The organism is Pseudomonas sp. SDT291_1_S447, from assembly GCF_054070155.1.
This window is the reverse complement of the sequence record NZ_JBSVXS010000003.1, coordinates 91,623-116,397: the sequence shown is the minus strand read 5'-3', so window position 1 is coordinate 116,397 and position 24,775 is coordinate 91,623. Positions and strand designations below refer to the sequence as shown.

At 59.6% G+C, this 24,775-nt stretch carries 22 protein-coding genes; 12 read left to right on the top strand and 10 right to left on the bottom strand.

The features are described 5' to 3' along the window. Positions 1 to 373: 373 nt before the first annotated feature. Positions 374 to 1,018, bottom strand: a complete 645-nt coding sequence (gene yihA, locus ACW9IR_RS02355) for a ribosome biogenesis GTP-binding protein YihA/YsxC (protein WP_008081236.1) — start codon at positions 1,016 to 1,018, stop codon at positions 374 to 376. A 191-nt stretch (positions 1,019 to 1,209) separates the two neighbouring features. On the opposite strand from yihA, the gene ACW9IR_RS02350 reads away from it, so the two are divergent. From ACW9IR_RS02350 to ACW9IR_RS02320, 7 genes are all read left to right on the top strand, one after another. After that, positions 1,210 to 1,500, top strand: a complete 291-nt coding sequence (locus ACW9IR_RS02350) for a c-type cytochrome (RefSeq protein ID WP_038365005.1) — start codon at positions 1,210 to 1,212, stop codon at positions 1,498 to 1,500. 43 nt (positions 1,501 to 1,543) lie between these two features. Continuing rightward, a complete protein-coding gene (locus ACW9IR_RS02345; protein WP_095119646.1) occupies positions 1,544 to 2,155 on the top strand; it encodes a c-type cytochrome in 612 nt (203 codons plus the stop codon). A 255-nt stretch (positions 2,156 to 2,410) separates the two neighbouring features. After that, positions 2,411 to 3,052, top strand: coding sequence for a thiol:disulfide interchange protein DsbA/DsbL (locus ACW9IR_RS02340; protein ID WP_016986442.1), 642 nt, complete (start codon positions 2,411 to 2,413; stop codon positions 3,050 to 3,052). A gap of 14 nt (positions 3,053 to 3,066) precedes the next feature. After that, positions 3,067 to 3,945, top strand: coding sequence for an endonuclease/exonuclease/phosphatase family protein (locus ACW9IR_RS02335; protein ID WP_150708333.1), 879 nt, complete (start codon positions 3,067 to 3,069; stop codon positions 3,943 to 3,945). After that, a complete protein-coding gene (locus ACW9IR_RS02330; RefSeq protein WP_457461466.1) occupies positions 3,942 to 6,008 on the top strand; it encodes a diguanylate cyclase in 2,067 nt (688 codons plus the stop codon). The genes ACW9IR_RS02335 and ACW9IR_RS02330 overlap by 4 nt, the downstream gene beginning before the upstream one ends. Before the next feature lie 101 nt (positions 6,009 to 6,109). Further along, positions 6,110 to 6,892, top strand: coding sequence for an N-acetylmuramoyl-L-alanine amidase (locus tag ACW9IR_RS02325; protein WP_457461464.1), 783 nt, complete (start codon positions 6,110 to 6,112; stop codon positions 6,890 to 6,892). Between the two features lie 76 nt (positions 6,893 to 6,968). Further along, positions 6,969 to 8,582: an EAL domain-containing protein gene (locus ACW9IR_RS02320; RefSeq protein WP_150708330.1), complete on the top strand. Its 1,614-nt coding sequence runs from the start codon at positions 6,969 to 6,971 to the stop codon at positions 8,580 to 8,582. On the opposite strand, the gene ACW9IR_RS02315 is transcribed toward ACW9IR_RS02320, so the two are convergent. Beyond that, positions 8,579 to 10,369, bottom strand: a complete 1,791-nt coding sequence (locus ACW9IR_RS02315; RefSeq protein ID WP_457461462.1) for an ATP-binding protein — start codon at positions 10,367 to 10,369, stop codon at positions 8,579 to 8,581. The genes ACW9IR_RS02320 and ACW9IR_RS02315 overlap by 4 nt on opposite strands. 10 nt (positions 10,370 to 10,379) lie before the next feature. Continuing rightward, positions 10,380 to 11,726, bottom strand: a complete 1,347-nt coding sequence (gene algB, locus ACW9IR_RS02310) for a sigma-54-dependent response regulator transcription factor AlgB (protein WP_025112294.1) — start codon at positions 11,724 to 11,726, stop codon at positions 10,380 to 10,382. Positions 11,727 to 12,154: 428 nt separating this feature from the next. Here algB and ACW9IR_RS02305 point away from each other — a divergent pair, with 428 nt between their 5' ends. The 5 genes from ACW9IR_RS02305 to ACW9IR_RS02285 all read left to right on the top strand — a co-directional run bounded on the left by ACW9IR_RS02305 (position 12,155) and on the right by ACW9IR_RS02285 (position 16,610). After that, complete coding sequence (locus ACW9IR_RS02305; protein WP_102902559.1) at positions 12,155 to 12,439, top strand: hypothetical protein; 285 nt, start codon at positions 12,155 to 12,157, stop codon at positions 12,437 to 12,439. A 73-nt stretch (positions 12,440 to 12,512) separates the two neighbouring features. Next, the gene (locus ACW9IR_RS02300) at positions 12,513 to 12,677 is read left to right on the top strand and encodes a DUF1328 domain-containing protein (protein WP_003177151.1); all 165 of its coding nucleotides are present in this window, start codon (positions 12,513 to 12,515) and stop codon (positions 12,675 to 12,677) included. 2 nt (positions 12,678 to 12,679) lie between these two features. Next, the gene (locus tag ACW9IR_RS02295; protein ID WP_016986435.1) at positions 12,680 to 13,144 is read left to right on the top strand and encodes an inhibitor of vertebrate lysozyme family protein; all 465 of its coding nucleotides are present in this window, start codon (positions 12,680 to 12,682) and stop codon (positions 13,142 to 13,144) included. 702 nt (positions 13,145 to 13,846) lie between these two features. Beyond that, the gene (gltP, locus tag ACW9IR_RS02290) at positions 13,847 to 15,178 is read left to right on the top strand and encodes a glutamate/aspartate:proton symporter GltP (RefSeq protein ID WP_016986434.1); all 1,332 of its coding nucleotides are present in this window, start codon (positions 13,847 to 13,849) and stop codon (positions 15,176 to 15,178) included. A 202-nt stretch (positions 15,179 to 15,380) separates the two neighbouring features. Then, positions 15,381 to 16,610 (top strand): nucleoside recognition domain-containing protein, encoded by a 1,230-nt coding sequence (locus tag ACW9IR_RS02285; RefSeq protein WP_457461459.1) that lies wholly within the window; start codon positions 15,381 to 15,383, stop codon positions 16,608 to 16,610. Between the two features lie 120 nt (positions 16,611 to 16,730). On the opposite strand, the gene ACW9IR_RS02280 is transcribed toward ACW9IR_RS02285, so the two are convergent. From ACW9IR_RS02280 to ACW9IR_RS02250, 7 genes are all read right to left on the bottom strand, one after another. After that, on the bottom strand, positions 16,731 to 17,357 hold the full coding sequence (locus ACW9IR_RS02280; RefSeq protein WP_102902556.1) for an ABC-type transport auxiliary lipoprotein family protein: 627 nt from the start codon (positions 17,355 to 17,357) through the stop codon (positions 16,731 to 16,733). Beyond that, positions 17,354 to 18,292, bottom strand: coding sequence for an MlaD family protein (locus tag ACW9IR_RS02275; protein WP_016986431.1), 939 nt, complete (start codon positions 18,290 to 18,292; stop codon positions 17,354 to 17,356). The genes ACW9IR_RS02280 and ACW9IR_RS02275 overlap by 4 nt, the downstream gene beginning before the upstream one ends. Position 18,293: 1 nt before the next feature. Then, complete coding sequence (locus ACW9IR_RS02270; protein ID WP_102902555.1) at positions 18,294 to 19,097, bottom strand: ABC transporter ATP-binding protein; 804 nt, start codon at positions 19,095 to 19,097, stop codon at positions 18,294 to 18,296. After that, positions 19,094 to 20,242, bottom strand: a complete 1,149-nt coding sequence (locus tag ACW9IR_RS02265; protein WP_102902554.1) for an ABC transporter permease — start codon at positions 20,240 to 20,242, stop codon at positions 19,094 to 19,096. The genes ACW9IR_RS02270 and ACW9IR_RS02265 overlap by 4 nt, the downstream gene beginning before the upstream one ends. Before the next feature lie 54 nt (positions 20,243 to 20,296). Continuing rightward, positions 20,297 to 21,325 carry a DUF5924 family protein gene (locus ACW9IR_RS02260; RefSeq protein ID WP_102902553.1) on the bottom strand — a complete coding sequence of 343 codons (1,029 nt, stop codon included), beginning with the start codon at positions 21,323 to 21,325 and terminating at the stop codon, positions 20,297 to 20,299. A 191-nt stretch (positions 21,326 to 21,516) separates the two neighbouring features. Further along, positions 21,517 to 22,908 carry a M16 family metallopeptidase gene (locus ACW9IR_RS02255; protein ID WP_457461456.1) on the bottom strand — a complete coding sequence of 464 codons (1,392 nt, stop codon included), beginning with the start codon at positions 22,906 to 22,908 and terminating at the stop codon, positions 21,517 to 21,519. 169 nt (positions 22,909 to 23,077) lie between these two features. Continuing rightward, positions 23,078 to 24,736 carry a Na/Pi cotransporter family protein gene (locus tag ACW9IR_RS02250; RefSeq protein WP_457461454.1) on the bottom strand — a complete coding sequence of 553 codons (1,659 nt, stop codon included), beginning with the start codon at positions 24,734 to 24,736 and terminating at the stop codon, positions 23,078 to 23,080. Positions 24,737 to 24,775 lie beyond the last annotated feature (39 nt).

Here is a 24,775-nt window from a genome sequence, read left to right as displayed (position 1 = left end):
AATCTGCTTATTTCGAAAAGCGCTTGAGATTATTCCAAAGCTTTTTGAAAAAAATCTGAACTAATCTGGAAGGACACCACTCAGAGATACTGAATGGCTGGTGAAGCCCTTCGATGCTCCTATGTTGTGTTAAGTGTTGGCAGATATCTGAACCCCGCCCTAGCGGTTCGGAACTTAAACCCCGGAATTTCTCCCTCCCCAATGAAATCCGGGGCTTTTTTTGCCCAAAATTTGTCTGTAGCGCGCTCATGCTGCGTTGAAAGCACAGCTCAAATGCTCATTTAGGTCCCCTAAAGTCGAGCGCGACCCCGGCCGCTTTTCACCGTGCTTTCGCCTTGCCTGAGCACACTACAAACAAATTTCCCTATCCCGATTACTCGGCTGCCGCCTCGGCGCCTTTGTCTGCCAGTTCCATCCAGCCGGCCAGTACAGTGTAGGCCTCTTCCAGGCCCATGCGTTTTGGCGCGGAGAAGAGCTGGATGGTGACCAGATCGCCCCAGCCCTTGCGGATTTCCGACTGCACTTTGAGCAGGGTGTTCTTGGCTGCGCCATAGGTGAGCTTGTCGGCCTTGGTCAGCAGGATGTGCATCGGCATGCCGGCGGCAACGGCCCAGTCGAGCATCAGCAGGTCGAAGTCGGTCATTGGATGACGGATGTCCATCATCAGAATCAAACCCTTCAAACTCTCGCGGCCACCGAGGTAAGCCTCAAGGTGACGCTGCCAGTGCATCTTCAGCGGGATCGGTACTTTTGCGTAACCGTAGCCCGGCAGGTCGACCAGACGGCGATCTTCGTCTAGCTTGAAGAAGTTCAACAGCTGTGTGCGACCCGGAGTTTTCGAGGTACGCGCCAGGCTGGCGTGAGTCAGGGTGTTCAGTGCGCTGGATTTGCCGGCGTTGGAACGACCGGCAAACGCCACTTCGAAGCCTTCGTCGTCAGGGCATTGATCGACTTTGGCGGCACTGAGCATGAACGTGGACTGTTGGCACAGGCCGAGGATGGGATTCTTGAGTTGCATGGGATTTCCGATGTGGGCGGCGCCGGGATTGGGCGCGGAACGCGGTGTCGCTTCCGTTTCAGTGACGCCAGTATATAATGCCGCAGATTTTGTGTGTGCTTTGTCCCAGCGTAGGATGAAGTTCACGAGAGCGACAGACCTTGATTGCGCATTAGAACGCAGAACGCTCTCAACCCTGAAAAGGTCGTTTTATGACGAAATGGCTGCTGGCTGCCGGAGTCTTGATGCCGCTTTACAGCGCACAGGCTACACAGGATCCGGAAGCTGTGTACAACCGTGTTTGTGGTGCCTGTCATTCCGGCCAACTACCCATGGCGCCCAAAAGAGGCGATCAGGAAGCTTGGACGCCGAGGTTGGCGAAAGGTATGGGGACGCTGGTGCAACACGTGACCCAGGGTTTCAAGGCGATGCCGCCGCGTGGTTTGTGCATGGACTGCAGTGCCGAGGATTACCAAGCCATCATCCTTTGGATGAGCGAGTAAACCCGGTCCATAACTTAACCCTTAGCCGTAGTTGGATTAGCTGATGAACAAATTGATCGTGAGTCTGCTGTTGACCGTGGGAATCTCAGGTTTCGCCCATGCTGCTGGTGATGCCGCAGCTGGCCAGGCAAAAGCCGCCGTTTGCGGAGCCTGCCATGGCCCGGACGGCAACAGCATGGCGCCAAACTTTCCGAAACTGGCCGGTCAAGGTGAACGCTACCTGACCAAGCAACTGCAGGACATCAAGTCGGGCAAGCGCACCGTTCTGGAAATGACCGGCCTGCTGACCAACCTGAGCGATCAGGACCTGGCCGACATCGCCGCCTACTTCGCCAGCCAGAAAGGCAGCGTCGGCGCCGCCGATCCGAAGATCGTCGCTCGCGGTGAAGCGCTGTTCCGTGGCGGCAACCTCGCCAAAGGCCTGCCAGCCTGCACCGGCTGTCACTCACCGAACGGCGCCGGCAACGCCGCGGCCGGCTTCCCGCATCTGGGTGGCCAACACGCTCAATACATCGCCAAGCAGCTGACCGATTTCCGCAAGGAAGAAGGCGGTCGTACCAACGACGGCGACACCATGACCATGCAGACCATCGCCAAGCGCCTGAGCGACGAAGACATCGCTGCGGTCTCCAGCTACATTCAGGGTCTGCACTAAGCACGCCGGATCGGGTGTTGAGCGAGGCTGAAGATCAAAAGATCGCAGCCTTCGGCAGCTCCTACAGGGGGGTTACGTGACCCAATGCAGGAGTGCAACGTTAACGCTCGATTAATCCGTCGCAGCAAGTATAAAAAGGGTGGCTTTGGCCGCCCTTTTTTGTGGCCGCTGCCGTTACACTACAGAACTCATGCCCGCCAGGATCTGTCTGAAAACAGGTCGCGCGAGGCGACCAAAATTGTCCAGGAGTAAAGCATGCGTAATCTGATCATCAGCGCCGCCCTCGTCGCTGCCAGCCTGTTCGGTGTGACCGCTCAAGCCGCCGAAGCACCTGCCGCCCCTTACGTGGAACTGGCCAACCCGGTGCCGGTTGCAGAGCCTGGCAAGATCGAAGTGGTCGAGCTGTTCTGGTATGGCTGCCCGCATTGCTACGCGTTTGAGCCGGTGATCAACCCATGGGTTGAAAAACTGCCCAAAGACGTCAACTTCGTGCGTATCCCGGCCATGTTCGGCGGCCCGTGGGACGCTCACGGTCAAATGTTCCTGACCCTGGAAGCGATGGGTGTCGAGCACAAGGTTCACAACGCCGTGTTCAACGCAATCCAGAAAGAACACAAGAAGCTGACCGACAAGAACGACATGGCTGACTTCCTCGCCACCCAAGGCGTGGACAAGGACAAGTTCCTCGCCACCTTCGATTCGTTCGCCATCAAAGGCCAGATCGTCAAGGCCCGTGAACTGGCCAAGAAGTATGAAATCACTGGCGTGCCAACCATGATCGTCAACGGCAAATACCGCTTCGACATCGGCTCTGCCGGTGGTGCCGAGCAAGCGCTGCAACTGGCTGACCAACTGGTCGCCAAAGAGCGAGCGGCAACCAAGGCTGCTGCCAACTAAGCGCGGCAACTGCCATGCGCCGCTGGAAGTCGGAGCGCATCGTTGGCCTGCATGATCCACAGGTCAACGAGCACCACCTGGCATCGACAGGCTTGCCAGCAGACCATCGTCTGCGCTTGCTTAGCTTCAATATCCAGGTCGGCATCAGCACCGAGCGTTATCGACATTACCTGACCCGCAGCTGGCAGCATCTGCTGCCGCACACCGGGCGCTCAGGCAATCTGCAAAAGATCGGCGACTTGCTCGGCGACTTCGATCTGGTCGCTCTGCAGGAAGCCGATGGCGGCAGCCTGCGTTCAGGCTACGTCAATCAGGTTGAACACCTGGCCCATCTCGGCGCCTTCCCCTACTGGTACCAACAACTCAATCGCAACCTCGGTCGGCTGGCCCAGCACAGCAATGGCGTGCTCAGTCGCCTGAAACCGTCGGCGATTGAAGATCACCCGCTGCCCGGCCCGAAAGGTCGCGGCGCGATCCTGCTGCGTTTCGGCGAAGGCCCGGAAGCGCTGGTGGTGGTAATGATGCACCTGGCTCTTGGCGCGCGAACCCGCAGCCTGCAGCTGGCCTATATTCGTGAGCTGATCGGTGGCTATAAACACCAAGTGTTGATGGGTGACATGAACACCCACGCCAGCGATCTGCTACAACATTCTCCGTTACGCGATCTCGGCCTGCTGGCCCCGCAGGTGGAAGCGACATTCCCCAGCTGGCGTCCTCAGCGTTGCCTTGATCATATTTTGCTCAGCCCGACCCTGACCCTGGAAAAGGTCGAAGTGCTGGCCCAACCGATTTCCGATCACCTGCCGGTCGCGGTAGAGATTCGTCTGCCGGGTTCGCTCACGGCCGATGCATTGCCCGCGTTGAGTCCTGCCCCTCGCGGAACCCCTGAATGAGCGACGACGCCCAGCGCTGGAAAGAGAAGTACCTCAAAAGCATCGAACAGCAGGACAAACTCGAACGCCGCTGGGCCGCCAGGCTCGATTTGCTGCGTCGCGGTCTGGTGCGCAGCACACTGGCGGCTGAAGGCACCGATAAAGTCGTTGATCAGTGCATGAAGGAGATGCGCGACGTAGTGCGCACCGACGACATGGACGCTGGCCTGGCCGCCCTGCTGCCGCGCCTGGAAAAAGCCGTGCTCGATTCCGAGCAGCGCCGCGAAACCCGTATCGATCAGGTCAGTAGCGCACTGACGTCGCTGGTCACCCAGTTGCAGGCGTTGCCACTGCCGCGTGAAGTCGCCCAGCCCTTGAAGAAGTTCGCCAAACAACTGGATGGCCGCGTCGGCTCTGCGCGAGAAATGCCATTGCTGCTGAGTGAACTCAGCGGCTTGCAGGGCAAGGCTTTGAGTCAGCTGGAAACGCCAGCCGAACCGGGACGCCCAGGATTGTTGCAGCGTTTGTTTGGCAGCCGTGACAGCGAAGAAGCGCCAGCCCCGAGCGCAGAAGCACCCGCGCCAACTCCGGCACCACGTGATGCGCAAGCGCCTGTCGCATCAGAAGCCGAGCCAGAACCAGCGCCCTTGCAGACTGCCGCTGTTGCAGGGCCGGTCATCACCGCCGCCGTGATCAAACAACTCGAGCCCGCGACTGAGATACCCTCACCGCTCTCGGAACCTCAGCCGGAACCTGACGTGGTTGCGTTTCAACCCCCCCTCGCCAGCGAAACAGCGCCCGTTGCCGCTGAAGCAGCGCAGGCCGAACCTGAAGTTGCCATGGCGCCGAGTGTCACGCCGACACCAGTCACGGTCTCCGGCTTCAACCCCGACGAATTGATCCACCCCGGCGACCCGACACCGCTGATCCTCGACAGCCTGCCCCTGCCCGAACCGATTGCTCAGGCACTGGCGGCCATCGACCCGGAGCAACCCGAGCACGACATCCTGTTCGCCCTGCCGGACACTCCAGAGCCGTCCTACAGCTCCGTGGCCAAGCACATCGAAGACACCCTGATCGGGCTGCTCGACGACCTGACCCTGCCCGAACGTCACCGTCCTCAAGCCGAAGCGATGCGTGAACGGCTCAAGCACGGCTTGAACTGGTACGAACTGATCCCGATCCTCGACGATCTCGCCACGTTGATGCTGGCGATCACTGACAGCGGTCAGCATGAATTCGAAGCCTATCTGCAACAGCTCAACGAACGCCTCGAAGCGTTCCAGAGCAACCTGCAAGCGGCCAGTGAAGGTCACGCCGATAACAGCTCGGCAGCGCGAGCGATGGACACGCAAATCCGTGAGCAGGTCGACGGCTTGCAGACCAGCATGCAGGAAGCTGCGGATCTGGATGACCTCAAGCAAGTGCTGGAGAACCATCTCGAAGGCCTGCTCGGCACTATGGACCAGCACCAGAAGCAGCGTGACGCTCGTGAACAGGAAGTCGCCACAAGGCTCAAAAGCCTGTCCGAGCGCGTGGCGCACATGGAGCAGGAAGCCCAGGGTTTCCGCGAACATCTTGAAGTACAACGCCAAAAAGCCCTGATCGACCCGCTCACCGGCCTGCCTAACCGCGCCGCGTGGAGCGAACGCCTCGAGCATGAGATCAAGCAGTGGCAGCAGCACGGCAACACCCTGAGCCTGGCGATGCTCGACCTTGATCACTTCAAACGCATCAATGACAACTACGGCCATCTGGCCGGCGACAAAGTGCTGAAAATCATCGCCACCGTGCTGCGCAAACGCCTGCGCGGCTCCGACTTCATTGCCCGTTTCGGCGGGGAAGAGTTCGTTCTGTTGATGCCGGCAACGCCGCCAGCCGTCGGCGCCAAACTGCTGGAAACCCTGCGCGCAGCGATCGAAGCCTGCCCGTTCCACTTCAAGGGCGAGCGGGTGACCATCACCATTTCCATGGGGCTGGCGACATTCCGTGCTGGAGAACACAGCGACCTTGTGTTGAAAAGAGCCGATCAGGCGCTATACCGGGCGAAAAACGCGGGACGCAATCGGGTCGAGCTGGGCTGAGCAAATTGTTCCATTTTGTTTAAATCCGCCCGCTGACCGTCGAGACGCAAGGCAGTACGTTACACTGTTGCATTACTGTCTTGCGTGTACTGCCCTCTGCCATGAAATTCTTTGCCCTCCTCGCTTCGCTGCTTGTTCTGGCCGGTTGTGCCAGCGCCCCGCGCTATGACACCAGCCATCCTTCGGCCAATTACGACAGCCGTATCCAGTTCGTGGTCGTCCACTACACCTCGACATCGCTGGAGCGCTCGCTGCAATTGCTGACCCATGGCGAAGTCAGCAGCCATTACCTGATCGGCGACGACAAGAGCGGCACCATTTACAAACTGATGGATGAAAACCAGCGCGCCTGGCACGCCGGCGAAAGCCAATGGCAGGGCCGCACCTGGCTCAACTCCAGTTCGATCGGCATCGAAATCGTCAATCCGGGGTTCAAGGACACGCCGACCGGACGGCTGTGGTATCCGTATAGCGAAGCGCAGATTCAATCGCTGATCGTACTGCTCAAGGACATCAGCAAACGCAACGGCATCAGCCCGCAGCACATCATCGGCCATAGCGACATCGCGCCGCTGCGCAAGCTTGATCCAGGGCCGTTGTTCCCGTGGAAACGCCTCGCCGCCGAAGGTTTGGGCCTGTGGCCAAATGAACAAGCCGTGGCGCGCCAGCAAGCGCTGTTCAACAGCAGCGAACTGCCGAGCATCAGCTGGTTCCAGGCACAACTGGCGCACTTGGGTTATGACACGCCGCAAACCGGCGAACTGGACGTTGCGACGCGCCACGTCCTCGCTGCGTTCCAGATGCACTTCCGGCCTTCGCGCTTCGATGGCACGCCGGATGCGCAAACGGCAGCGTTGTTGCTGGTGCTCAATCAGACAAAATAATGACGCCCGCCCGACGGTCAGGGCGAAATCGCAATCAGCAGCTATAACTCATTGGTAATTCTTCGGATATTCCATGATGGTTGCTACCCGAGAGACGCTGCGTAGCTGGTTTTATCGCCCCTGGTTTTTGGCGATGATCGCGGCTGTCCTCAGTGCCAGCCTGCTGATCGCCGGCGGTATGTTCGTGGCAATGCGTCAGGTCGAGCAAAGCGAAAGTCAGGAAATGAACGCGCAAGGCGAACGTTTCCTCGCCCGCCTCGAACAATTGTTCGGCCAGTTGCGTGAAAGTCTCGACGATCTCGAAGCACAGCCGTTGCGCAGTTGTGACGATGAAATGATCGCCACCCTGCAGCAGGTCACCTTCAACTATCGCTTCGTCTATGAAGCAGCCTATATGGACGCCTCACGGATCTGCTCCAACCGTCCGCGTCAGGAAGGCGTGTCGGTAGTGCGGGCGCCGGATATCAAAGGGCCGACTTACAGCTATTGGCTGAACACCACCACCGAACCCGATGAAAACCGCGCGGCGCTGATGCTGGGGCGCGGCAATTTCCGCGTAGCCACTTCGCGCGGGCACCTGACCGACATGGTCGATCTGTCGCCCGGCAGCAGCCTTTTGGTAGTACTCGATCACGGCACCCGGGCCATTCCGGTACTCGGCCTGGCGCAAGCCTGGCCACCCACGGAACAATGGCCACCGAAAAGCCGCGATGCCTTGCAAGTCACACAAACCCGGCTGATCTATCGCATGCCCACCGACAACCCGGAATATCAGCTGGTGCTGATCACACCCAGAACCGGTATGCATATTCCTGCCATCTGGTGGTGGATGGTCCCGGCTTGTGTGCTGCTTGGCGCATTTTCGGGATTCTTCGTTTTCCTGCTGGTGCGCCAGCGTCAGTCGATGGACGCCGAGCTTCACGGCGCGATTCGTCGCGGTGAGTTACAGGTGCTCTATCAGCCGATCTTCGATCTCGACAGCCGCAACTGCGTGGGCGCCGAAGCCCTGCTGCGCTGGCGCCGCCCTGACGGCACACTGACCAGCCCTGACCTGTTTATCCCCATGGCGGAAAACACCGGGCAGATCCGCCAGATGACCGATTTCGTCCTGCAGCGTCTGCTGGAGCAATTGGGCCAATTGCTGCGCGCCAACCCGCAGCTGTATATCTCGGTCAACCTCGCAGCCTGCGACGTGATGGTGCCGCGCATCGGTCTGGTCATGGCGCGCTTGCTCACATTGCATCGAGTCGCCGCGCGGCAGATTGCCTTCGAGGTCACCGAACGCGGGTTGATTGATGTGGTGGTGGCGCGGGAAAACCTGCAAGCCTTGCGCGATGTCGGCCATCAAGTGCTGATTGATGACTTCGGCACCGGCTATTGCAGCCTCGCCTACCTGCAGACCTTGCCGGTCGATTGCCTGAAAATCGACAAGGCGTTCATTGATGCACTGGGCCATGACGCGGCGAGCAGCGGCGTCGCCCCGCACATCATTCACATGGCCCAGGCGCTGGATCTGAAAGTGATTGCCGAAGGCATCGAGCTGGAATCACAGGCGCAATTGCTCAGCAGCGAAGGAGTGAAGTTCGGTCAGGGCTGGTTGTTCGCCCATGCGCTGAGCGCGGTGCAATTCATTGAATTGATCACCCGTGGCCGACGCCTCGCGGGAAGGCGCATGGACGACGAAGCCTAAACGGCGAGCGCCATATAGAACTGCGTGCCCTGCCCCGGCCGCGAATAAACCCCCATACGTCCGCCATGCAGCTGGACGATTTCCTTGCACAGCGCCAGACCAAGCCCGGCACCGCCCTTTTTGCGGCCGACCTGCACGAACGGTTCGAAGATTCGGCCTTGCTGGCCGTAGGCAATGCCTTCGCCGTTGTCCTCGACGCTGATGATCACCCGCTCGCCATGTCGACGCGCCTGTAAACGGATCTGACCGTCGCGGGCGGTATGACGCAGCGCGTTATCGATCAGGTTGTCGAGCACGCGATCGAGTTGCGCCTGATCGGCCTGCAAACGTGGCAGCGGCCCCTGCACTTCGACATTCAGGGCGATGCCCTTGGCCGCCGCCGAATCGGCAAAGCGCAATTGCGCCTGCTCGAGCAAATCTTCGATGGAGCACGGCGCCAGCGTGAGTTTCTGCAGGCCGTTCTGATAACGCGAGAAGTTGAGCAGGTCATTGATCAACTGCATCAGGCGCTGCATTTCCTCGTTCACGGTGTCGAGCAGATCAGCCTCGCGCGACTCCGCAGGAAACTTCGCCCGTTCGCGGAACAAACCGAACGCCATGTGCATGCCAGTGACCGGCGTGCGCAGTTCATGGGAGGCGCGCAAGACGAATTCACTGCGTACCCGTTCGAAGGCGCGCTGCTCGGTGACGTCGTGCAACACCATCACCGCGCCGAGGATATGACCTTGGGTGTGACTGACCGGGGTCAGGCTGTAGGTCAGCAAGCGTGATTCGCCGTCGACCTCGATACTCAAATCTTCCGGCGCCCGCTCCAGCGTGCCGCCACGCAGCACCAGTTGCAGCTGCGCATCCAGCTCTGGGCGTTCCAGCGCCGAGCCCAGACCCTGACCGAGGCGATCATCTTCCCAGCCCAATTGCCGCTGGGCGACCGGATTGAGGTGCTCCAGATGCCCTTGTCGGTCGATCATCAGCAAACCGTCATCGATACTGTCGAGCACCGCCTGCAAGCGTTGCTGACCGGCGAGCAATTCGTCGACATTGGTCGCCTGATGCTCGCGCAGTGCCTCGGCCATCAGGCCGAAGCGTTTGGTCAGCAGATTCATCTCCATCGCCGAAGAAATCGGCAGGGTTACTTCAAAATTGCCTTGGCCGATATTGTCCGCCGCTTTCGCCAGAGCCTCGATCGGCGCGCCAAAACGCCGGGCAATGCCGTGGGCCGTGATGAAACCGATGATCAGCACCGCCAATCCGACAAATCCCAGCAGACCCGCAATCAACAAGGCTCGGTCACGCGCCTCACTCTGTACCGCGTTGATGTTGTCCAGTGCATGCTTGTGCTCGGTGATCAGTCCGTTGCGCAGCGTGTTGAAGCGCTCCCTGAAGTCAGCGCTGCTGCTTATGGAGCCGGCCGGGTCACGCGACAAATCGAATGCTTCCAGAAAGCTCAGATAATCCGCTTTTGCCCGACTGAAGCCATATAGCCGGCCATCGCCCTCTTGCTCTTGGGTGATGCCTTGGTCCAGCAACTCGAAGTAATGCTGCTTCGACGCTTCGAACGCCACGGGATCAGGCTTTTCCGCGAGCATGATGATCAGTTGATCACCCAGCGTCTGCCGCAACTTGAGCCCCAGATCCAAAGTGACGAAGTTGCTGCGCACCAAAGCTTCTTGCGTTCCGGCCATCTGCATCACGCTGACCAGCCCAAGCAACAGCCCGAGCAAGGCCACGGTGATCAGTGCGGAGATACTCAGAAACAACCGGGTCCGCAACTTCATCGCCAGTTTCATCGCCCGGCACTCACAGGTTGTACTGCTTGCGCTTGCGATACAGGGTCGAGGCGTCAATGCCCAGGGTTTTGGCTGCTTGGTCCAAGGTGCCGGCGGTGGCCAGAACTGCACCGATGTGAGCTTTCTCCAGCTCATCCAGACTCAACGCCGCGCCCACTCGTGGCGCGTTGTTGGCCGGTTGCTCGGCCATGCCGAGATGGCTGATTTCCACGCGTTCCTGCGGGCAGATGATGCTGGCCCGCTCGACCACGTTACGCAGTTCACGAATATTGCCCGGCCAGCGGTAACCGAGCAGCGCTTCACGGGCCTCGTCGCTGAAGCCGCGCGCCGGACGTGCATATTCCTTGACGAAGCGCGCGAGGAAACGGTCGGCCAGGGTGAGAATGTCCTCGGCACGTTCGCGCAGTGGCGGCAAGTGCAGGGTGATGACGTTCAGTCGATAGAGCAGGTCTTCACGGAAGCGGCCGTCACGGACCATGTCCTCCAGATTGAGGTTGGTCGCCGCCAAAATGCGTACGTCGGCGCGACGGGTGACGGGATCCCCTACCCGTTCGTATTCCTTGTCCTGAATAAAACGCAGCAACTTCGGTTGCAAGGTCAGGGGAAAATCGCCGATCTCGTCGAGAAACAGTGTGCCGCCGTCGGCCTGATTGACTCGACCCAAGGTGCTTTCGCTGGCACCGGTAAACGCACCACGACTGTGGCCGAACAACTCGCTTTCCATCAATTCTGCGGTCAACGACGGGCAGTTGATGGTCACGCAGGATTTCTTCTCGCGTTTGCTCCAGCCATGAATCGCTCGGGCCAGCTCACCTTTACCAGTGCCGGACTCGCCGAGAATAAGAATGTTGGCGTCAGTGCTGGCAACCTGGCGAGCCGTTTCCAGTACGACCTTCATCGCCGGGCTGTGGGAATCGAGACCGTCCTTCGGTTTGCGTATCTCGCCTTCAAGCGCTTCAAGACGCGCCGACAATTGGCGAACTTCCAGTTGCTTGGCGGTGGCCAGACGCAGTTGATCCGGGCTGCATGGCTTGACCAGATAATCGGCAGCGCCTGCCTGGATCGCATCGACGGCGGTATCGACAGCCGAATGCGCGGTGACAATCACCACGCGCATCCACGGCGCCTGAATGCGCATCTGCGCCAACACGTCGAGCCCATTGTCTTCGCCCAGGCGTAAGTCAAGGAAGCACAGGTCGAAGACCTGGCGTTGCAACAAGGCGTCGGCCTGAGCGGCGCTGTTGGCTGTGGCAACCGTATAGCCTTCATCTTCGAGGCAATAACGGAAGGTACGCAGGATGGCGGACTCGTCGTCCACCAGCAGAATGCGGCCTTGATGCTCAGTGGCAGATTCCATTTTTCCTACGCTCCATAGTGATTGGTCTTATGTTAGTCCCGGAGAAATCGGGCAAGTTGCATGGTTGATTCTGAACGATGCCAGCCATAGGAGGGTAGCTCTCTCCTGCCTTTACAGCCAAGTTATTGGTTTTGTTGATTTTTTAAACAATCACCGATTTGCAGGGCATTCCCTGCGTACTTTTCTGACATCTGCGCCCTGCTCTCAATTCCATAAGAATGAAATCTCCTACGAAAAAATCGTGCATTGCGCACGATCTCAGATGACCCATCGTGCAGGATGCGTCGCCAACGTTTTATATCACCCTTATAACCTATTGATTTTATTGAATATTTTTCAATGAAAAAACTGGCACGCAGGCTGCAATAACTCACTCAGCCCCGGGCAGAAATGAACTGCCCCAACCGAATAAGAGTGAGGAACCCAGGATGACTCGCCAACGTGCCGCCCAAGTGCGTATCTCGCCACTGCATATCCAGCAAGGCCTGTTCGGCGTACTTGCGCTGTTGATCACCCTGATTGCCTGCCAGCAGTACCTGAGCTGGGAAAACAGCCAGCGCCCAGAGCCGTTGATCTCGGTGCAGCATGCGACACAAGTGCACTTCAGCGCCGTCAGCAGCAGCCATACCGAAAGCACCTCGATGCGCATGATGGACGTCGATCAAGTGCAACCACAGGATCAGATGCCACGTGAAGAGCGCTGGGTTTTCTAATTGATTGAACAGATTCAGACGCAACGCGTCGGAACACGTAACACCCCCAAATAGAGAAGTAAGGAGAATCACCATGTTGAGCTGGGCAATTACATTCTTGATCATTGCCATCATCGCTGCAGTACTGGGCTTCGGTGGTATCGCGGGCACCGCCACGGGTATCGCCAAGATTCTCTTTGTCGTGTTCCTGGTGATGTTCATCGCTTCCTTCTTCTTTGGCCGTCGCGGCCGAGGTTAACGATGAGTGCGTTAAAGACACTGGCAGCCGCCCTGCTTCTGGGCGGTAGTGCCATGGCGATGGCGGCCAATGACGGCCAGACGCGGGTCAACGAACTCCTGAGTTCCGACCCGCAATACCGCGAAACCTGGGAAGGCGTGGTGAAGAAGGAAGAACGCCTGCCGGAATGGGTGATGAACCTGTCCGGCACGCCTGACCAACAGATGAATGCCGTGACTGAAGATGGCGATCAATATCTGGTTGGACCGCTCTGCGAATCTGCGGACAAATGCCTCAACCACCGCTTGATCGTCGCCTTCAGTTTCGACAAGAAAGATGCTTACGCCATGCTCGTCGATGTGCCCGAAGGATTGCCGGCCGACAAGTCGCCAACGCGACATGCCACCTACCGCTTCCTCGGCAAACCCGACCAGGGCATGCAGGATCTTTTGATGGAAACCCTGAAGAAAGATCCGAAGTGGTACTGATTTGAACATGAAGGCAGCAGCCCTGCTGCCTTCCATTGCGCCCACCTGAGGAAGGCAGGCGCATGACCAGGGGGCCGGGACGTTCTGACTGTTACAGGGTCGGAGTGACCTACGGGTACAGGGAGTGCCTGCGCAAGGGCCGGGTCAGGGTAAAAGCTGCGCCGCAGGTTCGCCGACCCACAGTGGTTCGACGGACTTGCGCTGAGCTTTCAATCAGATAAAACCTTGATCCAGAGCGTCCAGCTCGTTCCTTTTATCGCTGACACTGCGCGCGAAAACATTACGCGGTGTTTCCTGGCGACCGTATATCGACAAAAAAACCGTTTAAACAGTAGGACTTCTAGTCTTCCAACGTAGGCTTTTTCCTAAGTTTTTAGTCGATTTTTCTTGTTCAAAAAACAACCAACCTTCGCTGTGATGACCGGTTCACGGCACTTATGCCGGCCGAAATGTCACAATCGAACCGGTTGGGACGCCAGTTTCATTAAAAAAAGCTCATGCCGATTCGGCATAGGGTAGGCGTTTACGGCATTAGACGGCGCAACCTTGCATCGGAATAGTTGCGCCTTTTTTCGCCTGCCGAAGAGCTGTAAATACGCGCTTCGGGGCACCTTATACGGAGGCAGATGCACAGACTTTTCCGCTAAAGAGCGTTCCAGTTCCTGCATGTGCCTGAGTCAAACGCAAGTAAGGGTAAAGATAATGAAGAAGGCAAAAATTAGCCTCGCCTGGCAGATCCTCATCGGTCTGGTTTTGGGTATTGCAATTGGTGCGTTGCTCAACCACTTCAGTGCCGAAAAGGCCTGGTGGATCAGCAACGTCCTGCAACCGGCAGGCGATATCTTTATCCGTCTGATCAAGATGATCGTGATTCCGATCGTCATCTCTTCCCTGATCGTCGGCATCGCCGGCGTGGGCGACGCCAAAAAGCTCGGGCGTATCGGCCTGAAGACGATCATCTATTTCGAAATCGTCACCACCATCGCCATCGTCGTCGGTCTGGTATTGGCCAACCTGTTCCATCCAGGTACCGGCATCGACATGAGCACCTTGGGTACGGTGGACATTTCCAAGTACCAGGCGACTGCCGCCGAAGTACAACATGAACACGCGTTCATCGAGACCATCCTCAACCTGATCCCGTCGAACATCTTCGCGGCCATGGCCCGCGGCGAAATGCTGCCGATCATCTTCTTCTCCGTGCTGTTCGGTCTCGGCCTGTCGAGCCTGCAGTCGGACCTGCGCGAGCCGCTGGTGAAGATGTTCCAGGGCGTCTCGGAAAGCATGTTCAAAGTCACCCACATGATCATGAACTACGCGCCGATCGGCGTATTCGCGCTGATCGCGGTGACCGTCGCCAACTTCGGCTTCGCCTCGCTGCTGCCGCTGGCGAAACTGGTGATCCTGGTTTACGTCGCCATCGCCTTCTTCGCCTTCGTGGTGCTGGGCCTGATCGCCAAGCTGTTCGGCTTCTCGGTGATCAAGCTGATGCGCATCTTCAAGGATGAGCTGGTGCTGGCCTACTCCACCGCGTCTTCGGAAACCGTGCTGCCGCGCGTGATCGAGAAGATGGAAGCCTACGGCGCACCGAAAGCCATCTGCAGCTTCGTGGTCCCAACCGGTTACTCGTTCAACCTCGACGGTTCGACCCTGTACCAGTCGATCGCCGCGATCTTCATTGCTCAGCTGTACGGCATCGATCTGTCGATCAGCCAACAACTGCTGCTGGTGCTGACCCTGATGGTCACCTCCAAAGGTATCGCCGGTGTACCGGGTGTGTCCTTCGTGGTGCTGCTGGCGACTCTGGGCAGCGTGGGTATTCCGCTGGAAGGTCTGGCGTTCATCGCCGGTGTCGACCGCATCATGGACATGGCGCGTACCGCTCTGAACGTGATTGGTAATGCTTTGGCGGTACTGGTTATCGCGCGTTGGGAAGGCATGTACGACGACGCCAAGGGCCAGCGCTACTGGAACTCCCTGCCGCACTGGCGCAGCAAGGAAAAACTGCCAGCAGGCGAAATCTCGAAGCCGTAATGCAAAACCCTGTGGGAGCGAGCTTGCTCGCGAAGAGGCCGGCACATTCAACAATTATGTTGATTGACACACCGCCTTCGCGAGCAAGCTCGCTCCCACAGTGATTGATGCAAGGCTTACCAACAAACCCCGGAGAAATCCGGGGTTTGTCGTTTCTGGCGACCCCGTTATCATTCGCCGCATTCTTCGGGGGATTTGACTGATGCTTAATGGCCTGTGGCTTGGCTTCTTCATCGTGGCAGCCGTATCGGCGCTGGCGCAGTGGCTGATCGGCGGCAACGCCGGGATCTTTGCGGCGATGGTGGAAAGCATTTTCGCCATGGCCAAGCTCTCGGTCGAGGTCATGGTGCTGCTGTTCGGCACCCTCACCCTGTGGCTGGGCTTTCTGCGCATTGCCGAGAAGGCCGGGATCGTCGAATGGCTGGCCAAGGTGCTCGGCCCGCTGTTCCTGCGGCTGATGCCGGAAGTCCCACCCGGCCACCCCGCCCTTGGCCTGATCACTTTGAACTTCGCCGCCAACGGCCTCGGTCTGGACAACGCCGCCACGCCGATCGGCCTGAAAGCCATGAAGGCGCTGCAAGAGCTCAATCCCAGTGCCACCATCGCCAGTAACGCGCAAATCCTCTTCCTGGTGCTCAACGCCTCCTCCCTGACCCTGCTGCCGGTGACAATCTTCATGTACCGCGCCCAGCAAGGCGCGCCGGATCCGACGCTGGTGTTCCTGCCGATCCTGCTGGCGACCAGTTGCTCGACGATCGTCGGCTTCCTCTCGGTGGCGTTCATACAGCGGCTGCGCATCTGGGATCCGGTGGTGTTGGCTTATCTGATTCCCGGCGCGCTGATTCTCGGTGGCTTTATGGCGCTGCTCGGCACGCTTTCGGCGACGGCTTTGGCGGGATTGTCGTCGATCCTCGGCAATCTCACGCTGTTTGGGTTGATCATGCTGTTTTTGCTGATCGGCGCTTTGAAGAAGGTGAAGGTTTACGAGGCGTTTGTCGAAGGCGCCAAAGAAGGCTTCGACGTGGCGAAGAATCTGCTGCCGTATTTGGTGGCGATGCTTTGTGCGGTCGGCGTACTGCGTGCCTCCGGGGCGCTGGACTTTGGTCTGGACGGTATTCGTCATCTGATCGAGTGGGCCGGTTGGGACACGCGGTTTGTCGATGCGTTGCCGACGGCGATGGTCAAACCGTTCTCCGGCAGTGCGGCGCGGGCGATGTTGATCGAGACGATGAAGACCTCGGGCGTCGACAGCTTCCCGGCGCTGGTCGCGGCGACGATTCAGGGCAGTACCGAGACCACGTTCTATGTGTTGGCCGTGTACTTCGGCGCGGTGGGGATTCAGCGGGCGCGGCATGCGGTGGGGTGTGCGTTGCTGGCGGAGTTTGCCGGTGTCGTGGGTGCGATCTTCGTCTGCTACTGGTTCTTCGGCTAACCACAAATCCAAACTGTAGGAGTGAGCCTGCTCGCGATAGCGGTTTATCAGTCGCCATCATCGGTGACTGTCAGTCCGCTATCGCGAGCAGGCTCACTCCTACAGGGGATTTGTGGTGAGTCAGGGGGTCGGGGGGGCTAGTTTCTGACCCTGGTCGACGGCCCAGGCAACAACTTTCGCGGTCAGTCGATCACTGGCCTGACCAAACCCGGCGACCACCGCTGGCACCTGCACATCGTTCAGAGGCTGACGCTCCTCAAACCGGCGGCTGGCCAGAATCCGCTGGTCATAACCGCGCACCAGCAACGCATCGACCCGCACCACGACGCTGGCCTGCGTGCCCTGATACTCGGTCTGAAACGCCTGCAAATTCCCGCCCAATTCCAGATCCGCGGCAAAGTTGCTGTCATCGGTACTGAGCAACGTCACCCGGCCATCGCGCTGAAAGCCGTCGAGCAAACGATTACGCACCAGCACCGGCGCCGGATCGCTCCAGCGCGAGCCCTTGTAGCTGCTGATCACGTCGCCCTGCGGAATCACCGCAATCGTCGGCCGGTTCAACGCCTCACTGGCCTGCAGCTTGTTCAGCCGCAACGACCAGGACTGAGTCGCCGGTGAAATGGTCGAGGCGGGCGCCTGGGCAGTCGGCAGGCGATAGACATCCGACGGCTCGGACTCGGGCAGAATCGAGCAGGCGCTGATCAAGGAAAAACCGGCAGCGAAGAGGGCAAGTCGAGTCAGCTTCATGGCGTGAATTCCTTGTTCTTGTCACGGCCCAGCAAGTAGCCGCTGGGATTGGCCTCAAGGCGTTGCGAGATGGCGCGCAACGAAGTCAGCGTCTCGCGCAGTTCGCGGATCGCCGGGGCCAGGCCATTCAGGCCCTGCATGCCATTGTCGAGGGAGTTTTCGTTTTTGCTGAGCAAGGTGCTGATGGTGGTCGTGCTTTGTTCCAGCGACTTCATCGCTTGCTCGGCGCTGCCCAGTGCCTGTTTGCCCTGGTCGTTGATCAAACCGTTGGCGTTACGCATCAGCAGCGACGTCTGTTCGAGCATGCTGCCGGCCTGTTTACCGACGGTCGCCAGTTGCTGCATGGCTTGCTTGATGTCACCGCGCTGATCGTTGATCGTCCCGGTGGTTTGCTCCAGATGGGCGAGGGTTTTGCTCACGCGCTCGACGTTCTCGGCAGAGAACATCTGATTGGCATTCTGCAGCAGCGCAGTGATGCCGGTCATCAAATCGTTGGAGTCATTGAGCAAGCGCGAAATAGGCGAGGGCGAGGCGACGATGGTCGGCAGATTACCGTCATGCCCACGCAGTTTCGGGCTCTCGGGCGTGCCGCCGCTGAGCTGGATGATCGAAGTGCCGGTGATCCCGGCCAGCGCCAGTTTGGCCTGGGTGTCTTCCTTGACCGGCGTATCACCGGCCAGACGAATCCGCGCCAGCACCCGCCGCGGATCCTTTGGATCAAGGCGCAGATTGATCACATCGCCGACCTTGATCCCGCTGTACTGCACCGGGCTGCCCTTGGACAGGCCGCTGACCGCCTCGCTGAAGACAATCTCGTAATCCTTGAACTCGGTGTCGACGCTGGACTTGGCCAAGAACAGACCGAAGAGCAGGGCGCCTGCCACCACGATCACGGTGAACAGGCCGATCAACACATGATGCGCTCGGGTTTCCATGTCAGACCTCGTTAAGCAATTTGGCGGCGTCCAGCGCCGAGCGGCCGCGCGGGCCGTGGAAGTATTCGTGAATCCACGCGTCGTCGGTTTCCGAGACGACGTCGATAGGCCCTGCCACCAGCACTTTTTTCTGCGCCAGCACCGCCACACGGTCGGTAATGGTGTAGAGCGTGTCGAGGTCGTGGGTCACCAGAAACACGCTGAGGCCGAGCGCATCGCGCAAGGTCAGGATCAATTGATCGAATTGCGCCGCGCCAATCGGATCGAGGCCAGCAGTGGGCTCATCGAGAAACAGGATGTCCGGATCCAGCGCCAGGGCCCGGGCCAGCGCGGCGCGCTTGATCATGCCGCCGGACAGCGAGGCCGGGTATTTGTCCGCCGCCGACAGTGGTAATCCAGCCAGCGCCAGCTTCACCGCCGCCAAGTGCTCGGCGTCGTTGCGGCTCAGGCCGGCGTGTTCGATAAGAGGCAGGGCGACGTTCTCGGTGACCGTCAGCGACGAGAACAACGCGCCTTTCTGAAACAGCACGCCAAAACGCCGCTCGACCAGCGAACGCTCATGCTCGGACAGGCTCGGCAGGTTCTTGCCAAACACTTTGACCATGCCTTCGCTGGGCCGGCGCAAACCGACGATGCTGCGCAGCAACACCGATTTGCCGCTGCCGGAGCCGCCGACCACGGCGAGGATTTCGCCTTTGTACAAATCCAGATCGAGGTTCTCGTGCACGCTCTGGCTGCCGAAGCGATTGCACAGGCCATGGACTTCGATCACCGCCTCCGAGGGCGCGCGGGGTAGACGACTCACCAGCCCATCTCCATGAAGAACAGTGCGGCCACCGCGTCGAGCACGATCACCACGAAAATCGATTGGACCACGGCGGACGTGGTGTGGGCACCGACCGACTCGGCACTGCCGCTGACCTTGAAGCCTTCCAGGCAACCAATCGCGGCAATGATGAAGGCGAAGATCGGCGCCTTCACCAAGCCTACGAGAAAGTGCTGAACGCCGATGTCCGACTGCAACAACGTCAGGAACATCGCCGGCGAGATATCCAGCGATACCGCGCAGACCACGCCGCCGCCGATAATCCCGCAGAGCATCGCCAGGAAGGTCAGCATCGGCAACGCCACCAGCATCGCCAGCACGCGCGGCACCACCAGCAGCTCCATCGGATCGAGGCCGAGGGTGCGGATCGCGTCGATTTCTTCGTTGGCTTTCATCGAGCCAATCTGTGCGGTGAAGGCACTGGCGGTGCGCCCGGCCATCAGGATCGCCGTGAGCAGCACGCCGAATTCGCGCAGAAACGAGAACCCCACCAGGTCCACGGTAAAAATCGTCGCGCCGAAACTGGCCAGCACCGTGGCGCCGAGAAACGCCACCACCGCGCCGACCAGAAAGGTCAGCAAGGCCACGATCGGCGCGGCATCGAGGCCGGTCTGTTCGATGTGCGCAATCATTGGGGTGATGCGCCAGCGCTTGGGCCGAAACAGGCTGCGCGCGATGGTTTCCATGATCAGGCCGACAAAACCGAGCAGTTGCAGGGTGTCTTGCCAAACGGTGTCGACGGCGCGACCAATGCGCGTCAGCAGTTGCACGCTGACGCTGATCTCCGGTTCCTTGATCGGCACACAGAAGTCGCTCATCGAGCAGTACACGGTTTGCAGCAGCGCGCGGTCGGCGGAGGTCAGGGTGCAATCGGGGTGTTCGGCGGATTTGCCCAGGCGTTCGGAACCGAGCAGTTCGACCAGCAACGAAGCGCCAGCGGTGTCGAGGGCGCCGAGGCTGTTGAGGTCGATCGGGGTGTTGGCGTCGTACTGGCCGTGGAGCTTTTCGCTAAGCGTCTTGAGCTCGGCGTAATGGGCAAGCGTCCAGTCCCCGGTGACCCGCAAGCGGGCAGGGCTGATCGACGTGTCCAGTTGGGCATTACCGCTGATCGAGCTGCTGGTCATAAGCTCCGTGCTTGTTCGGCCTTTATGCGAACTAACGTAATAGCACGAACCGGATTACTTTTCTTTGATCGCTGTGCTGTCTGTGATTTCGAAGCGCAGTACGCCGATCAACTGGCCATCCTCGGTCAGCACCCGCACCTGCCATTTGCCCGCCGGGTTGCCGGGGAAGTTCTGCTTGTGCGTCCAGGCACGGTAGCCTTCCTTGCGCCCGCCGTGGATGTCGAGGGCGATGCGGTCGACCTCTTTGCCGTTGAATTGCCAGACGTGATAGATCCGCTCATCCAGCCCGCGCGGCGCGTTGATTGCGGTGTAGGCATACAGGCCATCGCCACGAATCTGCTCGGCACTGACCGTGTCGAGGCTGGCGCCGGGGGTGCGGTCCTGCATTTGCGTGCTGATCGCCACGTCGGTCATCCACAGCGTCGCCGGCGGCACCCACGAACGCAGCGCCCAACCGACGCCACCGATACCGACGGTGATGCACAGGATCGCCAAAGCATTGCGCAGCGTGCGGATCGGGAAGATCGACGCCAGACTCGGGAACGACAACAGCACGGCAATGCCCAGCGCCCACTTGAAGCTCTGCGCGGTGGTCAGGTGCATGATTACCGGCAATGCGGTGAGCAGGGCGGCGAACAGGGTCAGGGTGTGCAGCGCGAGAAACGCCCAGCGCCGTGGCGCCAGCCATTTGTAATAGAGCGGATCGACGATCGAGATCAGCGCGGCGACGCTGAGCAGGCCGGTGAAGAACAACTGGCCGCTGTTCCAGGTCGTGGTGATAAAGAAGAACGGCAGGACGAAAAACAGGCTTTCCTGATGGATCATCTGCGTCGCGTAACGCAGCAGCGGCTGGGGAATCTCGCGTTTGAAGATCCGAGTGAAAAGGCCGGTCAGGGTGTTTTCCAGCATCAGCCAGATCCAGCTGAGCAGCATGATTACGGTGATCCAGCTCGCCAGTCCCTGCTGACGATCGACCATGATGAAACTGCCGACCCCGGAGATGAAACCACCAAGCGCAATGACCCCGGGATAGCGCTTCATCAGTTCGAGGATGCGCTGGATCAGGAGCTGTATTTTCGGCATTTGGGCGGTTCACGACTGGATAGGAAAAAACCTCGACAGAGTAGCGCCCGTCGGGCGTTGTGGCGAGGCTGCCGGTCACTTAAAGCCAACGCATTCCCCTGTAGGAGTGAGCCTGCTCGCGATAGCGGTCGTTCAGTCACTATCTCTTCGTCTGGTAGACAGCTATCGCGAGCAGGCTCACTCCTACAGGGTCAGTGTTCGGCGGGTTTGCGGCGGCGGTGCAGGCGCCAGCCGATCAGGATCAACAACACCAGACCCAAGCCACCCGCACTCAACCACAACACCTGATCATCACTGATCAACGGCTTCTCGATCCGCAAATACCCCGGCTGCAACAACAACTCACGCATAGCCTTGTTCGCCGCTTCCAGCGTCACCCCTTGCAGCTCGCGCGCGGGGTTGGCAAAGCGACCGTCCTGATAATCAGCGAGGGCGCTCCAGTAATAATCCGCCATCGCGCTGTTGCCCTGTACCGCCCAAGCCTGATGGGCGATCGAGGCCTGCTTGATCCGCGCAAAGGTGTCCGGGTCGAGGCCGTTTTTCAGCAGATCGGCCTTGAGGTCTTCCAGTACCTGAATGGCTTCATCAACGTCATCGCGATCCAGATCGGCGTTGAGGCTCATGAAACCGACGCCGCCAAACACCTCACGCTCAGCCCACGGCCCGTACGACAATCCGTGATTGAGGCGGATCTGTCGGTACAGCGCCCAGTCGAGGTAATCCTTGAGAATGTCGAAGGTCTGGTCGTACTGATCATCGATCACCGGCTCCGGCACTAGCCAGTGCAGCTTGGCGCTGTCGCCAATAAAACCTCGGGTGAGGGTGCGTTCATGGGCGGCGCTGGTACGGATATCCGGCAGCGGCCGATGCTCGCTCGGCTCGACCGCTTCGAGTGCGCCCCAAGTGCGCTCCAGATAGGCCGGCAGCAGTTTGTCGAGTTCGCCGACGACGATCAGGGTCATGTTGTTTGGCGCGTACCAGGCTTTGCGCACCTTTTCCAACTGCTCCTGAGTCAGGTGACCGACTTCGGCACGCTGCGGGCATTTCAGGCCCAGTTCGACGGCGAGTTGATTGCTTGCGGTGTGGCCGAGATCCTGACGATCGAGAAAACGTTGCAGGCGTGTGTAATGGCCGCCGTCCTCACGTTCAACCACACGCTTGGCGGCGTTGATGGCGTTGTCGTCGATGCGCGTTTGTGTGAGCAGAGCGAGCAGCAGGTCGAGCACTTTGCGCTGGTTTTTCGCCGGCGCTTCGATGACGAAGGTGGTATCGGCGTTGCTGGTGAACGCATTCCAGTCACCGCCCAGCGCTTGCATGCGTTCTTCCAGCCCCCCTTCGCCAGTGGCGTCGATGCCGCTGAACAACAAATGCTCAAGCAGGTGCGGCAACTCCTTGTCATCGCAATCGAAATCATCAAGGCCGACGCCGACCACCAGCCGGATCGCCACGTGCCCGCGTTCGGTGCCGGGCTTGAGCATCAGTTGCAAACCATTGGGCAGCGCATAGCCTTCGACCTGAAAACGATCCAGGGCGAAGGAGGGGAATGAACCGAGCAACAGACAGGCGAACAACAGGCAACGCATAACAGGCTTCCATACGGCTGATTTGGAGATCCGTGTCGTCAGTCAGGGCCCCATCGCGAGCAGGCTCACCCCTACATTTGGAATGCGTCCCCCCTGTAGGAGTGAGCCTGCTCGCAATAGCGGCCTGAAGGCTGAATCAATGTAACTGACTAACCCCAGCCCCAGACGTTCAAGGCGAATGCGTAATGTCGCTCATATCATCCGCCGCCAGCGCCCCGGTATCCGCCGTTTCCAGCACCACATACGCGCTGCCACAAAACAGCGAATTGAGCCGTCTCATGTCGGCAATCAACTCCAGGTGCAGCGAACTGGTCTCGATACTCTGCACGATCTTGCGTTGCAAACGGCTGACATGCGCATGGGCCAACCGGCGTTCCTGCGCGCGAAAGCGCCGTTTCTCGCGCAGCAACTGCCGAGCGCTTTCGCGGTCGCTGCTGAGAAATACCGACAGGCCCAAGCGCAAATTGGCGATCAATTGCTGCTGCAATCCGGCCAGATCCTCCAGGCCTTCTTCGGAAAACGAGCGACGCTGCGAAGTCTTCTGCTGCTGAATCTTGCGCAGCATGCGTTCGATCAGATCACTGGCCAGTTTCAGGTTGATCACCAGTTCGATGATCTCCGCCCAGCGCCGGCTGTCATGCTCGCCGAGGTCCTCACGGGGCATCTGTGCCAGATACAGCTTGATCGCGCTGCACAGCGACTCGATGTCATCGCTCAGCCGACGGATTTCCTGGGTGACGGCGGTCTGCTTGCCGCGCAACACATCGAGCGTCGCATCAAGCATGTTGTCGAGCAGATCGCCCATGCGCAGGGTTTCCCGCGCGGCGTTGGCCAGCGCCAGGCTCGGCGTCACCAGCGCCGTCGCGTCGAGGTGACGCGGTTTGGCGGTGCCGTTGACCTCCGGCCGCTCCGGCAGTAGCCACGCACACAGGCGCGCCATCGGCCCGACGCTTGGCAGCAGAATCAGGCAGCGCGCGGTGTTGTAGAGCAAGTGGAAGCCGATGACCATTTCCTGCGGGCTGAAATCGAGGCTGTCGATCCAGTGCACCAGCGGGTCGAGCACCGGGATGATCAGCAGCAGGCCGATCAGTTTGTACAGCAGACTGCCCAGCGCCACTTGCCGGCCAGCGGCGTTCTGCATGCTGGTGCTCATAAAGGCGAGAATGCCGCTGCCGATGTTGGCGCCGATCACCAGACCAATTGCCACCGGTAAACTGATGACCGCAGCACCGGCCAGCGTCGCGGTGAGCAGCACGGCGGCGAGGCTGGAGTAGGAAATCATCGCGAACAACGCGCCGACCAAGGCGTCGAGAAGGATATCGCCAGTCAGCGAAGCGAAAATCACCTTCACACCTTGGGCATGGGTGATCGGCGCGGCGGCTTCGACGATCAGTTGCAGCGCGAGAATGATCAGCCCCAGACCGATGCTGACCCGACCCATCTGCCCGAGGCGCGTCTGTTTGCGCGACAGAAAGAAAATCACCCCGAGAAAAATCAGCAGCGGCGACAGCCACGACAGGTCGAAGGTCAGCACCCGCGCCATCAGCGCGGTACCTACGTCGGCGCCGAGCATGGTCGCCAGCGCCGGGGTCAGCGCCATCAGGCCCTGGCCGACGAAAGAGGTAACGAGCATGGCCGTGGCATTGCTGCTCTGCACCATCGCGGTAACGACGATGCCGGCGACAAAGGCCAGCCAGCGCTTGGACATGTTCTGGCCAATCACATGGCGCAGGTTGGTGCCGTACACCCGCAGGATGCCGGTTCGAACGATGTGCGTGCCCCAGATCAGCAGGGCGACGGCGGAAAGCAGATTGAGCAGGGTGAGCATACAAACCCCCTGTAGTAGCAGCGCCCCAGAGGGGCAAGT

What these genes read in the sequence shown, in the direction of transcription:
- ACW9IR_RS02335 (WP_150708333.1), top strand. Translation starts at nt 3,067, where the DNA reads ATGCGCCGCTGGAAGTCGGAGCGCATCGTTGGCCTGCATGATCCACAG.
- ACW9IR_RS02340 (WP_016986442.1), top strand. Translation starts at nt 2,411, where the DNA reads ATGCGTAATCTGATCATCAGCGCCGCCCTCGTCGCTGCCAGCCTGTTC.
- ACW9IR_RS02345 (WP_095119646.1), top strand. Translation starts at nt 1,544, where the DNA reads ATGAACAAATTGATCGTGAGTCTGCTGTTGACCGTGGGAATCTCAGGT.
- ACW9IR_RS02315 (WP_457461462.1), bottom strand. Translation starts at nt 10,369, where the DNA reads ATGAAACTGGCGATGAAGTTGCGGACCCGGTTGTTTCTGAGTATCTCC.
- ACW9IR_RS02350 (WP_038365005.1), top strand. Translation starts at nt 1,210, where the DNA reads ATGACGAAATGGCTGCTGGCTGCCGGAGTCTTGATGCCGCTTTACAGC.
- yihA (WP_008081236.1), bottom strand. Translation starts at nt 1,018, where the DNA reads ATGCAACTCAAGAATCCCATCCTCGGCCTGTGCCAACAGTCCACGTTC.
- ACW9IR_RS02325 (WP_457461464.1), top strand. Translation starts at nt 6,110, where the DNA reads ATGAAATTCTTTGCCCTCCTCGCTTCGCTGCTTGTTCTGGCCGGTTGT.
- ACW9IR_RS02300 (WP_003177151.1), top strand. Translation starts at nt 12,513, where the DNA reads ATGTTGAGCTGGGCAATTACATTCTTGATCATTGCCATCATCGCTGCA.
- ACW9IR_RS02295 (WP_016986435.1), top strand. Translation starts at nt 12,680, where the DNA reads ATGAGTGCGTTAAAGACACTGGCAGCCGCCCTGCTTCTGGGCGGTAGT.
- gltP (WP_016986434.1), top strand. Translation starts at nt 13,847, where the DNA reads ATGAAGAAGGCAAAAATTAGCCTCGCCTGGCAGATCCTCATCGGTCTG.
- ACW9IR_RS02275 (WP_016986431.1), bottom strand. Translation starts at nt 18,292, where the DNA reads ATGGAAACCCGAGCGCATCATGTGTTGATCGGCCTGTTCACCGTGATC.
- ACW9IR_RS02280 (WP_102902556.1), bottom strand. Translation starts at nt 17,357, where the DNA reads ATGAAGCTGACTCGACTTGCCCTCTTCGCTGCCGGTTTTTCCTTGATC.
- ACW9IR_RS02320 (WP_150708330.1), top strand. Translation starts at nt 6,969, where the DNA reads ATGGTTGCTACCCGAGAGACGCTGCGTAGCTGGTTTTATCGCCCCTGG.
- ACW9IR_RS02285 (WP_457461459.1), top strand. Translation starts at nt 15,381, where the DNA reads ATGCTTAATGGCCTGTGGCTTGGCTTCTTCATCGTGGCAGCCGTATCG.
- ACW9IR_RS02255 (WP_457461456.1), bottom strand. Translation starts at nt 22,908, where the DNA reads ATGCGTTGCCTGTTGTTCGCCTGTCTGTTGCTCGGTTCATTCCCCTCC.
- ACW9IR_RS02265 (WP_102902554.1), bottom strand. Translation starts at nt 20,242, where the DNA reads ATGACCAGCAGCTCGATCAGCGGTAATGCCCAACTGGACACGTCGATC.
- ACW9IR_RS02330 (WP_457461466.1), top strand. Translation starts at nt 3,942, where the DNA reads ATGAGCGACGACGCCCAGCGCTGGAAAGAGAAGTACCTCAAAAGCATC.
- ACW9IR_RS02250 (WP_457461454.1), bottom strand. Translation starts at nt 24,736, where the DNA reads ATGCTCACCCTGCTCAATCTGCTTTCCGCCGTCGCCCTGCTGATCTGG.
- ACW9IR_RS02305 (WP_102902559.1), top strand. Translation starts at nt 12,155, where the DNA reads ATGACTCGCCAACGTGCCGCCCAAGTGCGTATCTCGCCACTGCATATC.
- ACW9IR_RS02260 (WP_102902553.1), bottom strand. Translation starts at nt 21,325, where the DNA reads ATGCCGAAAATACAGCTCCTGATCCAGCGCATCCTCGAACTGATGAAG.
- algB (WP_025112294.1), bottom strand. Translation starts at nt 11,726, where the DNA reads ATGGAATCTGCCACTGAGCATCAAGGCCGCATTCTGCTGGTGGACGAC.